A 12,867-nucleotide genomic window follows, 5' to 3' on the forward strand; every position below is an offset into this window, starting at 1 on the left:
CACGGCGGCGAGGATGAAGCGCGGGTAGAAGAACGGCCCCCGGCCCTGGCTGGCGCGGGCGAAGGCACTGATTTCCGCGAAGGTCTGCGAGAACAGCAGCGCGGCCAGGGCGAGGATCGCCAGGGCCACGCCGATCGCGATGGCGCGCCCGCCGGACGGGGCTGTCGGATCCGTGTCATGCGTCTTCATCTGCATCTCCTGTCACCGTACAGGCCGCGCCCGGGGGCGGCGGTGGATCACTCGGCCAGCAGGCCCGCCTTTTCCAGCAGTCCGCGGTTGCGATCGTACTGCTTTTTCACGAAGGCTTCGAAATCGGCGCCGTTCATGTAGGCCGAGGGTTGCTGAAGCTGTTCCATCCGCTCCTGGAACGGCGCCGAGGAGATCGCCGCCTCGCAGGCCGTCTCGAGCGCCGTGACCTGTTCCGCCGGGGTATCCTTGGGTGTCACCAGCCCGCCCCAGATCGGGATATCGAGGTCATAGCCCTGCTCCATCGCCGTCACCTCGTCCGGCATGGTGTCGAGCCGCCCCTCCTTGAGGATCGCCAGCGAGCGGAGCTGGTCGGCGTTGCTGGAGAGGAACGAGACATGCGGGATGAAGAGGTCGGCCGTGCCGTCGAGCAGCGCCTTGAGGGCCGGGCCGTCGCCGTCGACCGGCAGGAAGGTCATCTCGATCCCCGCCGCATCGGCCAGGGCCAGCCCCGCGACGTGGGGGATGGAGCCAATGGCCTGCACGGCGAAGGTGAGGTCGCCGGGATTCTCCTTGGCGTAAGTCACAAGGTCTTCCAGCGTTTCGAACTCGGAATCCTTGCCGACGGCAATGGCGGTGGGGGCCGAGTAGGCGAGGCAGATATATTCGAAGCTGTCGACCGAGTAGGGCAGCTTGCGCAGGTGGGTCTGGGTGGTCAGCGGGCCGACCGGGGCCATGGCGATGGTGCGGCCGTCGGGCCGGGCGCGGGCTGCCTCGGCCACGCCGATGGTGCCCCCTGCCCCGGCGGTGTTCTTGACCACCACGTTGGCGCCAAGCGAGTTGGCCATCTCCTCCTGCATAGAGCGTGTGGTGATGTCGGTGCCGCCGCCGGCCGAGAACGGCACGACGATGGTGACCGACTGCGCGGCGGCGGTGCCGGCGTGAAGCAGTGATACGGCGATGGCGCCGGCGGCCAGTGTTCCGTTTGCGATTTTCCTGAAAGTCATGGTTTCCTCCTGAACCTTGTCAATTCCTGTCTCCCCTGCCCCCCGTCGTAACGCAAAATCGGGCGGCGCAGTAGGACCACTTCGGGCGGTCGTTCCGCGCCACCCGTCGCGCCATGGCGCTGGGTGGGTCGTGTTGTCCGCCCTCAGGCGGTCTTCCGGTAGTGTTCGAACGTTTGGCGTACTCCTTCTGCCAGGGAAATCCTGCGCCAGTCGCCGATAAGGTCGACGAGCGGGCGGTTGTCGAGCTCGAGCGGCGACGGCCGCGCCGTGTCGGACGGGGTGATGCGGGCGTCGGGCGCGCAGGCGCGGATCGCGGCGATGACGTCGTCTGTGCCGGCGATGTCGGTAGTCAGGTCGCTGACGACAGGTTCGGCGGGGATCACGCGCAGGCAGCGTTCCATGATGTCGGTCACCTCGTCGACATGCTGGAAACACATGCGGCTGGTGAAGGGCATGGCGTATGGCAGCCCTTGCGCGGCGGCCCTGATGGCGAGGGTGATCGCCGCGGTCTCGCCGCTCTCTCGGCCGGGGCCGTAGACCACGTTGGGGCGCAGCCCGACGGAGGGCAGGCCGTGGTCGAGGAACCAGACCTTGGCGGCGTCCTCGCAGGCGCGTTTCCACACGCCGTAGAGGTTGACGGGCGCGTCGAAGGGCGGCCGGGGGCGCGCGGCGATGGAGCTGGTGTAGAGAAAGCGGCGGATGCCGAGGCTGCGGGCCACCTCGAGCATGTTGAGATGGCCGATGACGTTGACCTCGGCGCCGAGCAAGGGATTGCCGCGGCAGTCGGGGATCACGAGGGCGGCGAGGTGGACGATGGCGCGGATCGCGTGGGTGCGGGCGAGGTCGAGCAGCGCCTCGCCGTCGCGGATATCGCCGCCGAGATGTGTGGCGCGCGGGTCGCCGCCCGTCGCGGGCGACAGGTCGAGGGTGACCACCGTTTCGCCGGCATCGAGCAGCCGCGTGGTGAGCGCGCGGCCGAGGAAGCCGCCGCCCCCGGTGATCAGGACCGGGCCGAGGGGATCGTTATTCACGAGCACATCCCCTGCCCGCCATTCACGTCGAGCATCTGGCCGGTGATGAAGCCGGCCTCGTCGGCGGCGAAGAAGGCCACGGCGCTGGCCACGTCCTCGACCCGGCCGTTGCGGCGCATGGGGATCTGGGCGATGGCCGCGTCGCGTTCGGCCTGGCTCATGCGCTCGGAGAGCAGCCGCTCGACCCGGGGGGTCAGGATCGCGCCGGGGCAGACCGCGTTGCAGGTGATGCCGGAGGGGCCGAATTCCTGCGCCAGTTGCAGGGTCATCGACTGGACCGCGCCCTTGGCGGCCACGTAATTGGCGCCGGTGAAGAGGCTGCCGTAGCGCCCGGCCTTGGAGCCTAGATTGACGATGCGGCCGAAGCCCTTTTCCAGCATATGCGGCAGGATCGCCCGGGTCAGCCGCACGGTGGCGGCGACGTTGAGGTCCATCACCACCTTCCAGTGATCATCGGTTTCCTCGAGGAAGGGGCGCGGGGTGTGCAGCGAGCCGCCGGCATTGTTGACCAGCGTGTCGAAGCGCAGCCCGTCGGCCTCGAGGCGGGCGATGGTGTCGGTGATGTCGGCGGGGTCCATCAGATCCACCTTCTCGAAGCGGATGCCGTCGGCCTCGGGGCGGGCGCGGGCGGCGGTCATCGCCTCGTCGCTGCGGTCGAGGGCGACGACGGTGCCACCCTCAGCCGAGAGCCGTTCGGCGATGGCGAGGCCAAGCCCGTCGGCGGCGGCGGAGACGAGGATGGTGCGGTTCTCGAAACGTCTCATCGGCGGGGCCTTTCGCTCAGAGCTCGGCATAGTCGGAACAGTCGCGGTGGCTGGCCGCCGGGTCGACCTTGGCGTCGATCACGACCGGCCCGCCCATGGCATGCGCTTCGCGCAGGGCGTCGCCCATCTGGTCACCCTCAGTCACGGTCAAGCCCTTGCCGCCCAGCCCCTCGGCCACCTTGGCGAAGTCGTGGTCGAGGAAGTCGACCGCGATCTTCTGGTTGCCGAGATTGTCGCGCACCATGCCGAGGCCGGCGTTGTTGGCCACCACGTAGACCACGTCGAGCCCCTGTTCGGCGGCGGTGGCGATGGCATCCATGGTCATCATGAAACCGCCGTCGCCGATCACGCCGGTGACACGCTTTTCGGGCGCGGTGATCTTGGCGCCGGTGGCCGCCGGGGTGGACCAGCCCATGCCGCCGATCCCGCCCGGCGCGACAAGCTGGTTGGGATGGCGCAGGGGCAGCCGGCAGGTGGCCCAGATGCGGTTGGTGCCGGCATCCATGGTGATCAGGTCCTCGGCCCCGAGGAAGCCCTGCAGCCCGCGCATGATGTCGGCGTAATGCATGGTGCCGGGGCGGGTCTGGTAGGTGGGCAGGACGCCGTAATCGTTCTCCTGCTTGATCTTCGCGATGGCCGCCTTGCGCCGCTCGACGAGGGCGGTGTCGTGGGGGGCGGTGTCGGACAGGAGGGCGGCGACCTCGGCCACGTCGGCGGTGACCGCCATGTCGACGGGCACGACCCAGCCGGCGTTGAGCGGGTCCTGGTCGACCTGGATGATGGTCTGGTCGCCGGGGCGGATCATCTTCTCGTCGCGGAAGCGGGTGTATTCCGGCCCGAGAGAGCAGCCCATGACCAGCACGAGGTCGGAGGCCTGCACCGCGCGGTTGGCGGCGGCGGAGCCCCAGGTGCCCATCATGCCGACGGCGATGTCGCAGCCCTCGTCGATGGTGCCCTTGCCGTGGTAGCTGGAGGCGATGGCGATGCCGTTGCGTTCGGCCAGCGCCTGAAGCGCCGGGCCGCAGCGGCTGCCATAGACGCCGTTGCCGACGATCATGACGGGCTGTTTCGCTTGGGCCAGCAGCGCGGCGATGCGGTCGACGGCGTCGGTGTCGACGCGCGGGGGGGTGTATTTCAGGTGCCCCTCGACCGGGTAGAGCCGGGCGCGGGAGGTTTCCGGCAACTCCTGCTTGATGACGTTGGTGCGCATCACCACCGCCGCCGGCCCCTGCCGCGGGGTCGAGGCGTGCTTGACCGCCAGTTGCGCGCCGTAGACCGCCTCGGTCGGCGTGGTGGCGTAGGTGGCGTACTTGGTCATCGTCTTGAGAACGGCGAAGGCGTCGGCCGCGCCGTAGTCGCCCGTCATGGTCTGGTAGACGCCATGCTGGGCAAAGCCGTCATAGCAGGAGGTGTCGGTCAGCACGACCATGGGCGAGGAGGAGAAGTACCCTTCGAGGATGCCGAAGGCGCCGGTGGAGGTGGAGAAAGGCCCCTGCGCCATCAGGAGGCCCGGCTTGCCGGTCATCTTGCCCGCGACCTGGGCCATCACGCTGGCGCTTTGTTCGCTGCGGGCGAGTACCACCTCGAACTCGTCCTTGCGGTCGTGGAACGCGGGCAGCGACCACGTGATCCCGAGGCCCGGCAGGGTGAAGCCGCGGGTGATGCCTGCTTCGAGGAACGTGTTGATGACACCTTCGTTGGTGAGCATGTTGTTTTGTCTCCTTGTCCGGCGACGATGCACCGGTCTTGGTGGTTACTTGAAGGATGGCAGGAGCAGGCTGATCTGCGGGAAGAAGAGCAGGATCAGCAGCCCCACGATGATCGTGGCGATGAACGGCAGCACGCGTCGCGAGACCTCCTCGATCGTCAGGTTCGAGATGCCGCAGGCGACGAAGAGGTTGACCCCGAGGGGCGGCGTCAGGAAGCCGATCTCGGAGGTGACGACGAGCAGGATGCCGAAATGGATCAGGTCGATGCCAAGCTGCAGGATCAGCGGCAGCAGGATCGGGGTGAGGATGATCACCGTCGACAGGGTTTCCATGAAGGTGCCCAGCACGATCAGGATCAGCGCGATGAGCAGCAGCATGAGCGTGGGGTCGGTGGTGATGTTCAGGAGGGCGGCCGCGATCTTCTGCGGGATCATGTTGAGGGCGAGGAACTCGCCGAAGAAGATCGCCGTGCCCATGATCAGAACGAGCCCGCCGCAGACGGTGCTGGCCTCGCCCAGCGCTTCCCAGGTGGCGCGCAGGCCGATGCTGCGCTTGACCAGGAGGCCGACGAGCAGGGCGTAGCCGACGGCGACGACCGAGGCCTCGACCGGGGTGAAGACGCCGCCGTAGATGCCGCCCAGCACGATGAATGGCGTGGCGAGGGAGAACTTGCCGCGCCACAGGGCCAGGGCGAAGGCGCGGCGGTCGAACCGGGCCTGGCTGCCGCGATAGCCGTGGCGGCGGGAGAGGAACCAGGTGGTCGTGACCAGCAGGGCGCCCATCAGCATGCCCGGCAGCAGCCCCGCGAGGAACAGGTCGCCGATCGAGACCGAGGCGAGTACGCCGTAGACAATCATCGGGTTGGAGGGCGGCAGCAGGATACCCAAGGTTCCGCCAGATGAGGCCACGGCGGCGGAGAAATCGGCCGGGTAGCCGTCTTCCTTCATGGCCGGGATCAGCAGGGTGCCGATGGCCGCCACCGTGCCGGGGCCAGAGCCGGAGATGGCGGCGAAGAACATGCAGGACAGGATGGTGACGATTGCGAGGCCGCCATAGGCCTGTCCGACCACGGCGCGCATGACCTCGATGATGTCGCGGGTGATGCCGGCGCGGGCCATGATGGCGCCGGCGAGCACGAAGTTGGGGATCGCCAGCAGCGGGAACTTGTCGACCCCGTCGAAGAGGCTGTGGGCCAGCGATTCCAGCGGGATCGGGGAGCTCAGCAGCTCGATCAGCGAGGGCACGCCGAGGGTGGCGAAGATCGGTACGCCGAGGACGAGGCAGAGCAGGAAGACGGCGACGAAGATCATGCGCCCTGCCCTTCGGTGCGGGCGGCGTGGGCCGCGGCCTCGGAGGCGATGACGGGGATGCCGTGGCGCCAGTAGCCCCATTGCCGCTGGAGGATGCGCAGGATCATCTGCGCATGGGCCAGCGGGACGACGCTGTAGAGCCAGGCGAGCGGCAGGAAGAGCGCGGTGGAATAGACCGGGTAGGCCAGCGTGCGCTGAATGAGCATCACCCCCGCGGCGACGACGAAGAGGTTGAACGCGATCCAGATGGCGTCGGCCAGCAGGAGGGCGATGTTGCGCCCGCCGGGGATCAGGTTGACGAAGAGGGTGACGCGGATATGGGTGCCGCGCTGCGCGGCGAGGCTGGCGGAGATGTAGACGAACCAGACGAAGGCGAAGCGCGAGATCTCCTCGCTCCAGGTCAGGCCGATCTGAAAGACGTAGCGGAAGATCACCTGCAGGGCGAGCACCACCACCAGCAGGGCCAGCGACAGGTTGGAAAAGACCAGTTCGAACCTGTCGAGCGTCTTGATCAATCCAGTCTGCATGTCAGTCCTCGCGGGGGGTGTCGTGTCGTCCGGCGTACCGGGATCGGGTGTCGGGCGCGCCGCCGAAGTGCCTCGGCGGCGCGCTATGGCAGGGCCAGCCTAGAAGCTGCCGGTTTCCTTGTAAGTCAGCGTCATGTCGACCCATTCCTTGCCGCCGCCGACAAGGTCGTAGAGCTGGGGCCAGGCGCCGCGGGCGCGTTCGGCCCAGACCTCGGGATCTTCCAGTTCGCAGAAGGTGACGCCGTGGTCGTTGGTCAGGGCCTCGCGGACCTTGGCCTGGTTCTGCTTCACGTGCTCGGCATGGAGCACGTCGGTCTCGTCGGCGGATGTCAGGATGATCTCCTGATCCTCGGGCGAGAGCGCCTGGAAGGCCGGTTCGTTGACGATCACCACCGCCGCGAGCGGCAGGTAGGTGGCCTCGGTGATGTACTTGATGTGCTCGTGGAAGCCCATGTTCAGGACAACGTCGGTCGGGCTGTCGAAGCTGTCGACCACGCCGGTGGCGACCGCGCCGAAGGTTTCGCCCCAGGCGATGGGATAGGTCGAGACGCCCCAGCTTTCCCACATGGCCGTCATCACCGGGTTCTTGGGCGCGCGGATCTTGAGGCCTTCCAGGTCGTCGATGCTGTCGATGCACTGGTCCTTGGCAAAGAGGCTGCGGAACGCGTTGGTGAAGCCGCCGACAATGCGCAGGGTGCCGCTTTCGGCCTTAACGCGCTCGTTGAGCTCGTCGCGGAAGGCGCCGGCGCGCAGCAGCCCGCCCTCGCCCGTCAGGTCCTCGGGGCCGGAGCTGAGATAGGGCAGCACCAGCACGTTGAGCGAGGGGGCGAGCTGGGCCACGTTGTTGGAGGTGATCCCGCCCATCTGCACGGTGCCGAGCTGCACCTTCTGTGCGATGGCCTGTTCGGTGCCCATGACACCGCCGTCGAGCACCTCGATCTTGATCTCGCCGCCGGAATTCTCGGCCACGCGATCGGCGAAGGTATGGGCGTAGACGCCGTAGGTGTGTTCGGCCGGGCAGCAATGCGCGAAGGTCAGGGTGACCCGCGGTTCGGCCTTGGCCGGGGCCGTTGCACCGAACCCGGCGAATGTCACCGCGAGGGTGAGCGCCAGGCCTTGAAACAGTTTCTTCATTCTTCTTCCTCCCATGATCGTCTTGCGACGTGCCGGGGTTGCCCGGCGTTTTGCCGGGGTGTCATCCCGGAATTGCGAAACGGGGCTCCTCCAGCCCCTGGGCGCCGAGCCCCTCTATGGCGAAGAGCGCCCCGGCCAGCGGTTGTTGCGCCAGTTCGTCGTCCTCCAGCACGAAGGTCGCCGAGGTCACGTAGAGAATGTCGAGATCCGGGCCGCCGAAGCTGCACATGGTGGGGCAGCTGACCGGCAGGTCGATCTTCTGCATCAGGGTGCCGTCGGGGTCGAACCGGGCCACGGCGCCGCCGCTGAAGAGCGCGGCCCAGTAGCAGCCCTCGGCATCCACTGTCGCGCCGTCGACCCGACCCTCGTAGGCGGTGGTGTCGAGGAAGGCCCTGCGGTTCGAGAGCTGCCCGGTCGCCCTGTCCAGATCGTACTGGTAGGAGCGATCGACGCGGCTGTCGGAGAAGTACATCCGCGCCCCGTCGGGCGAGAAGGCGATGCCGTTCGAGACGGTGAAGCCGTCATCGATGCGGGCCCATGTCCTGTCGGGGTCGAGCCGGAACAGGGCGGCGTTGGTGGCCGTGAAATCCATGTTCATCGTGCCGCACCAGAACCGCCCCTGCCGGTCGACCTTGCCGTCGTTGAGCCGCGTGCCGGGATTGTCGGGGTCGGGATCACCGATCCAGTCGACCTCCGCCCCGCCCTGCCCCGGCGTGACCAGCGCGAAGCCGCGCGCGAAGCCGACGACGAGGCGGCCATCCTCGCACAACCCGATGGAGCCGACGAGGTCCGGCATGTCCCAGGCGCGCGGATCGCTGCCGTCGGCATTGGTCGACCAGAGCGACTTTCCAAGGCAGTCGATCCAGAAGAGGCGGTTGCGGCGCGTGTCCCAGAGCGGGGATTCCCCCAACCGGGCCGGCCCGCGCCACAGGCAGTTCAGCGAATGGTCCCGCGATATCGGGCGCGACGGGGCGCCGCCGGCGGGTTGCCGTTCAAGGGCCATGCCTCTCTCCTCCCCAGGAATGCATGTCGGTTCCGGAAAAGACTAGCGGACGGGCCCACGCCAGCATAATGTATTTAATGTGAAATCTAGATACATAAAATGAAGATATCGCTGCGCCAGCTCAACTATGTCATCGCCGCCTCCCGCCACGGCTCGATCAGCAAGGCGGCGGCCGAGATGAGCATATCCACGTCCTCGATCCTGTCGGCCATCGACGCCTTCGAGGAGGAATTTAACATCCAGCTATTCGTCCGCCGCCGGTCCAAGGGGCTGACCACGACCGAGGCGGGGCAGCGGGCGGTGTCGAAGACGATCCAGCTTCTGGACGAGGCGGCGGCCTATGCCGAGGATCTGCGCGGATCGGGGCCGGACCTGCGGGGCGAATTGCGCGTGGGGGCGTTCACCTCGATTTCGCCCAGTATCGCGCCGCTGGTGATCCGCGACCTGCGCGTCAGCTATCCCGAGTTGACGGTGCACCTGAACGAGGGCGACATGATGTCGATCCAGCACAGCCTTCGGGACGGATCGGTAGATGCGCTGATCACCTACGACGCGGGTCTGTGGCCGGAATTCAGCCACGAGACGCTCGCCAATGCGCCGCCGCATGCCGTGCTGTCCGCGAACGATCCGCTGGCGAAGAAACAGGTGATCTCGCTGCGCGACCTGAGCGACCGGTCGCTGCTGCTGCTGAACCTGCCGCAATCGCGGAACTACGTGCGGTCGCTGTTCGAGCAGGCGGGCGTCACCTCAGGGCCGATCCAGAAGTTGGAATCCTTCGAGATGGTGCGCAGCGCCGCGGCGGCGGAACTGGGGGTTGCGATCCTGAACATCCGCCCGCCCTATGACACGACCTATAGCGGGCTGAGCGTGACCTGCCGCCCGCTCGAGGAGACAGGCAAGAGCCCGAACATCGTGCTGGCAACGCGGTCAGGCAACCGGATCAGCCGCCGCACGAAGGCCTTTGCCGATCAGTGCAAGCGCTTCTTCGACACGGCGCAGGCGCAGAACCTGTTCGTCAGGAAGCCCTGAATTTCGGCGTCGGGCAGGCGAACCAAAAGCGAAAAACCCGCCTGTCCCCGCTCAGCAAGCCGCCGTGACGATGATCTCCACCCGCAGGTCCGCACGGGCGAGCCTTGCTTCGCCGCAGGCCCGGGCGGGCGCGTGGCCCTCGGGCACCCAGGCATCCCATACCTCGTTCATTTCGGCGAAATCGTTGATGTCGGTCAGCCAGACGATCGCCTGCAGGATGCGCTCGGGCGAGGAGCCGGCCTTTTCAAGCAGCGCTTCGACACGCGACAGGCAGTCGCGCGTCTGGTCGGCGACGGTCTCGCCCTCGCCCACCTGGCCACACAGGTAGACCACCCCGTTATGCTTGACGATCCGGCTCATGCGCTGGTTGGTTTCGATCCGTTCGATCATGTTCCTGTTTCCACTTTCTCGGTGTTTGTTTTCGGGGTTTCCATCGCCGCCAGTTCGCCCAGCGTCACGGGCTTGAGCGGCGGGCGGATGCGATAGTATCCGGTGTCTTCCATCGTCCGGCCATTGGCCTCGGCCAGCAGGCTGGTCACCGCGAGCCCGCAGTAGCGCCCCTGGCAGGGCCCCATGCCCGAACGGCCGAAGGCCTTGGCTTGGTTCGGCCCCAGGCAGCCCAGCCCGGCATATCCGCGGATGTCGCCCGCCGTCACTTCCTCGCAACGGCAGATGATCGTGGCATCGGCCGGCGAAATCGCGTCGGCAAAGGGGGGGTACGCGGCATCGATGAAGGGGCGCGCGGCCAGTTCCCGTGACAGGGCCCGCCGCAATGGCACGGCCTGCGCGTCCCGCCTTTCGCGCGGGATCCGGCCAAGCGCATGCGCGATCCCCAGCGCGGCGATCCGGCCGGCAAGCTCGGCGGCCTTGGCCCCGCCGATGCCCGCCCCGTCACCGGCGACGGAAACCCCGTCCACACCGGTCAGACCCCAGTCATCGACGACCGGAACGAAGCATGCCTGCCCGGCGTCCCAGCGATGCGGAACATCGAGCGACCGGGCGGCCTGGGTGTTCGGCACGACGCCGTGATGCAACAGCACCGTGTCGCACGCGATGCGGTGGTCGGTGCCGCCCCTGCGGAAGGCGACGGCCTCTGCGCGGCCCTCCCCCTGCACGGCAAGACCGGACGCACCGGCAAAACGCGGCACCCCCGCCCGGCGCAGTTCCGCCAGCAGCTTCATGCCCTTCGCCAGGTAGGGCCAGCCGCGCAGCGCGCCGCCCGCGTGGCGCGCGGCCTTCAAAAGATCGCCGCGGGTCTGCGTTTCCACCAGCGCCAGCGGCGGTGTGCCCGCCCGGACCATCTGCGCCGCGACGAGGTAGAGCAACGGCCCCGCCCCGGCCAGCACCGCCCGACGCGGCAGGATGCCCGACTGTTTCATCATGATCTGGCCGGCCCCGGCGGTCATCACCCCCGGAAGCGTCCAGCCCGGAATGGGCATCGGGCGTTCCAGCGCGCCCGTGGCCAGCAGCACCCGATCCGCCGACACCTGTGCCGCCACCCCGTCCTGCGTATAGGAGATGCGAAAGCCCTCCTCGATCGCCCAGACCACGGCGCCCGCCAGATGGGTGATCCCGCCCCGTCCGATGCCCTCGACCAGGGTCGTGCCATAGGTGTAATCCGGCCCCAGGATCGTGCCGCGTTTCGCCGCCACGCGTTCCACATCGCGGTAGATCTGCCCGCCCGCGCGCGGCTGCTCGTCAAGCAGCGTCACCGAAAGCCCGTGCGCCGCGGCCGTCGCGGCGGCGGCCATCCCGGCCGGGCCGGCGCCAATTATGACAAGCTCACTCGATCGCATCTTCGGCCTCCGACTCATGCGGTCGGGAAATCTCCATCCCCTCGCGTACATCCGTCATGCAGGCCTGCCGGACGACGCCGTCAATCTCGACCAGACACTCGAAACAGGCGCCCATCATGCAAAAGGGGGCCCTAGGCGCGCCCGATACGGCCGTGTGGCGAAACACCTGCACCCCGGCCGCCAGAAGGGCCGCGGCAAGGTTGGCGCCATCCGGCAAGTCGAGCGTCCGGCCCGCAAAGCGAACCGGCACACGGTCATCGTCTTCGAGCTCAAGAAAGGGCGAAACGGTCTTCACTGAACACCTCCAGGTCGGGGGCCTCGGCCGTCCCTTCCAGCCAGTCCGGCAGAAAGCGAGCGTGGGCCGCGGAAAGCGTGATGCCGCTGTGGCAGGTCACGAGGTAGGCGCCGGGCATCTCCCGGCTTTCCTGGTAGATCGGCAGCCCGTCGGGCGAGAGGACGCGCAACGCGCCCCAGCTTCGTACGAGCTGCGCCTTGCCAAGCGCCGGATAGGCCGCAACGGCCTCGGCGGCGAGGTCCGACAGGCCCGGTTGCGTCACCCGGTCGTCATGGCCCACCTCTTCGTTGGTGGCACCGATCTGAACGCCGCCCTCGTCGACCTGCCGGGCGATGAGCGAGGGGCGGTTGATCATCCGGGGCAGTTTCTCGGTGATCAGCACCTGGCCCCGCTGCGGCCGGACCGGCGCCTTGAACCCCATCTGCGGGCCCAGCCTGGCACCGCCGAGCCCGGCCGCCAGCACCACTTTCGCCGCGCCGATCTCGGTTCCGTCGCTGCACGTGACGCGGAACCCGTCGGGCCTGGTGACCTCGGTGACGGTCATCCCGTTCAGAACCCGCCCGCCCAGGCGCCGCACGTCGTCGGCCAACGCCCGCAACAGTTTCAGCGGATTGGCGTGCCCGTCCTGGTGGTGCAGGATGGCCCCCACCACCGCCGGCCCGATATGCGGCTCTTCGCGGCGCAGCGCGTTGCGCCCCAGCACCTCGTAGGGATAGTCGCCGCCCAGCTTCTCCTTCAGGATCTCGTATTGCGCGACCGTGGCTTCCAGCTTCTCCTCCGAGAAATGCAGGTCATAGCCGCCATTCTGCTCGAGCGGGACGGAAAGCCCGGTATTCTCGCCCAATTCCTGCGCGAACGCGCCCCAGATCGCCGCGGATTGCTGCGACCAGCGGGCATAGCGCGGCTGTTTCATCCCCTTGGATTGCACCCAGACCAGGCCGAAATTCCCGCGGCTCGCCCGGAAGGAGCCGTCGTCGCCGTCGATCACGGTGACGCGCTTGCCGCGCTTCAGCAGGCCCCAGGCAATAGAGAGGCCGACGACACCGCCGCCGACGATTGCGTAATCCGCGTCCATC

The 12,867-nt window shown here is 67.9% G+C and carries 14 protein-coding genes; 1 reads left to right on the plus strand and 13 read right to left on the minus strand.

What is annotated here, in order from left to right; genetic code table 11:
* From RLN94_RS09340 to RLN94_RS09380, 9 genes are all read right to left on the minus strand, one after another.
* Positions 1-189, minus strand: a 189-nt coding sequence (locus RLN94_RS09340) for a hypothetical protein (protein ID WP_350168862.1), incomplete at its 3' end; no start/stop codon positions are given.
* 47 nt (positions 190-236) lie between these two features.
* On the minus strand, positions 237-1,193 hold the full coding sequence (locus RLN94_RS09345) for a Bug family tripartite tricarboxylate transporter substrate binding protein (protein ID WP_350132270.1): 957 nt from the start codon (positions 1,191-1,193) through the stop codon (positions 237-239).
* 143 nt (positions 1,194-1,336) lie between these two features.
* The gene (locus tag RLN94_RS09350; protein WP_350132273.1) at positions 1,337-2,224 is read right to left on the minus strand and encodes an NAD-dependent epimerase/dehydratase family protein; all 888 of its coding nucleotides are present in this window, start codon (positions 2,222-2,224) and stop codon (positions 1,337-1,339) included.
* The gene (locus tag RLN94_RS09355) at positions 2,221-2,988 is read right to left on the minus strand and encodes an SDR family NAD(P)-dependent oxidoreductase (protein WP_350132275.1); all 768 of its coding nucleotides are present in this window, start codon (positions 2,986-2,988) and stop codon (positions 2,221-2,223) included. Before RLN94_RS09355 ends, RLN94_RS09350 begins: the two co-directional genes overlap by 4 nt.
* Positions 2,989-3,004: 16 nt before the next feature.
* The gene (locus RLN94_RS09360) at positions 3,005-4,696 is read right to left on the minus strand and encodes a thiamine pyrophosphate-binding protein (protein ID WP_350132278.1); all 1,692 of its coding nucleotides are present in this window, start codon (positions 4,694-4,696) and stop codon (positions 3,005-3,007) included.
* Between the two features lie 45 nt (positions 4,697-4,741).
* A complete protein-coding gene (locus tag RLN94_RS09365) occupies positions 4,742-6,007 on the minus strand; it encodes a TRAP transporter large permease (protein WP_350132281.1) in 1,266 nt (421 codons plus the stop codon).
* Positions 6,004-6,534 (minus strand): TRAP transporter small permease, encoded by a 531-nt coding sequence (locus RLN94_RS09370; protein ID WP_350132283.1) that lies wholly within the window; start codon positions 6,532-6,534, stop codon positions 6,004-6,006. The genes RLN94_RS09365 and RLN94_RS09370 overlap by 4 nt, the downstream gene beginning before the upstream one ends.
* A gap of 99 nt (positions 6,535-6,633) precedes the next feature.
* On the minus strand, positions 6,634-7,668 hold the full coding sequence (locus RLN94_RS09375; protein ID WP_350132286.1) for a TRAP transporter substrate-binding protein: 1,035 nt from the start codon (positions 7,666-7,668) through the stop codon (positions 6,634-6,636).
* 61 nt (positions 7,669-7,729) lie between these two features.
* Entirely contained in the window at positions 7,730-8,671 is a 942-nt protein-coding gene (locus tag RLN94_RS09380; RefSeq protein ID WP_350132288.1) for an SMP-30/gluconolactonase/LRE family protein, read from the minus strand.
* A gap of 99 nt (positions 8,672-8,770) precedes the next feature.
* Between RLN94_RS09380 and RLN94_RS09385 the strand changes: the two genes are divergently transcribed.
* Positions 8,771-9,700: a LysR substrate-binding domain-containing protein gene (locus RLN94_RS09385; RefSeq protein ID WP_350132291.1), complete on the plus strand. Its 930-nt coding sequence runs from the start codon at positions 8,771-8,773 to the stop codon at positions 9,698-9,700.
* A 51-nt stretch (positions 9,701-9,751) separates the two neighbouring features.
* Here RLN94_RS09385 and RLN94_RS09390 read toward each other — a convergent pair whose 3' ends face one another.
* From RLN94_RS09390 to RLN94_RS09405, 4 genes are read right to left on the minus strand one after another with little or no spacing between them, the layout of a single operon-like run.
* Complete coding sequence (locus tag RLN94_RS09390; RefSeq protein WP_350132294.1) at positions 9,752-10,090, minus strand: RidA family protein; 339 nt, start codon at positions 10,088-10,090, stop codon at positions 9,752-9,754.
* Positions 10,087-11,496, minus strand: a complete 1,410-nt coding sequence (locus tag RLN94_RS09395) for an FAD/NAD(P)-dependent oxidoreductase (protein ID WP_350132297.1) — start codon at positions 11,494-11,496, stop codon at positions 10,087-10,089. The genes RLN94_RS09390 and RLN94_RS09395 overlap by 4 nt, the downstream gene beginning before the upstream one ends.
* Positions 11,483-11,791, minus strand: coding sequence for a (2Fe-2S)-binding protein (locus tag RLN94_RS09400; RefSeq protein ID WP_350132300.1), 309 nt, complete (start codon positions 11,789-11,791; stop codon positions 11,483-11,485). The genes RLN94_RS09395 and RLN94_RS09400 overlap by 14 nt, the downstream gene beginning before the upstream one ends.
* Positions 11,766-12,866: an NAD(P)/FAD-dependent oxidoreductase gene (locus RLN94_RS09405; protein WP_350132302.1), complete on the minus strand. Its 1,101-nt coding sequence runs from the start codon at positions 12,864-12,866 to the stop codon at positions 11,766-11,768. The genes RLN94_RS09400 and RLN94_RS09405 overlap by 26 nt, the downstream gene beginning before the upstream one ends.
* Position 12,867: the final 1 nt, after the last annotated feature.

It is taken from the genome of Roseovarius sp. (assembly GCF_040223625.1).
GTDB lineage: Bacteria > Pseudomonadota > Alphaproteobacteria > Rhodobacterales > Rhodobacteraceae > Roseovarius.

Excerpts from the sequence above, each read along its gene's own strand:
- RLN94_RS09345 (WP_350132270.1), bottom strand. The coding sequence starts at position 1,193 with ATGACTTTCAGGAAAATCGCAAACGGAACACTGGCCGCCGGCGCCATC.
- RLN94_RS09355 (WP_350132275.1), bottom strand. The coding sequence starts at position 2,988 with ATGAGACGTTTCGAGAACCGCACCATCCTCGTCTCCGCCGCCGCCGAC.
- RLN94_RS09360 (WP_350132278.1), bottom strand. The coding sequence starts at position 4,696 with ATGCTCACCAACGAAGGTGTCATCAACACGTTCCTCGAAGCAGGCATC.
- RLN94_RS09365 (WP_350132281.1), bottom strand. The coding sequence starts at position 6,007 with ATGATCTTCGTCGCCGTCTTCCTGCTCTGCCTCGTCCTCGGCGTACCG.
- RLN94_RS09370 (WP_350132283.1), bottom strand. The coding sequence starts at position 6,534 with ATGCAGACTGGATTGATCAAGACGCTCGACAGGTTCGAACTGGTCTTT.
- RLN94_RS09375 (WP_350132286.1), bottom strand. The coding sequence starts at position 7,668 with ATGAAGAAACTGTTTCAAGGCCTGGCGCTCACCCTCGCGGTGACATTC.
- RLN94_RS09380 (WP_350132288.1), bottom strand. The coding sequence starts at position 8,671 with ATGGCCCTTGAACGGCAACCCGCCGGCGGCGCCCCGTCGCGCCCGATA.
- RLN94_RS09385 (WP_350132291.1), top strand. The coding sequence starts at position 8,771 with ATGAAGATATCGCTGCGCCAGCTCAACTATGTCATCGCCGCCTCCCGC.
- RLN94_RS09390 (WP_350132294.1), bottom strand. The coding sequence starts at position 10,090 with ATGATCGAACGGATCGAAACCAACCAGCGCATGAGCCGGATCGTCAAG.
- RLN94_RS09395 (WP_350132297.1), bottom strand. The coding sequence starts at position 11,496 with ATGCGATCGAGTGAGCTTGTCATAATTGGCGCCGGCCCGGCCGGGATG.
- RLN94_RS09405 (WP_350132302.1), bottom strand. The coding sequence starts at position 12,866 with ATGGACGCGGATTACGCAATCGTCGGCGGCGGTGTCGTCGGCCTCTCT.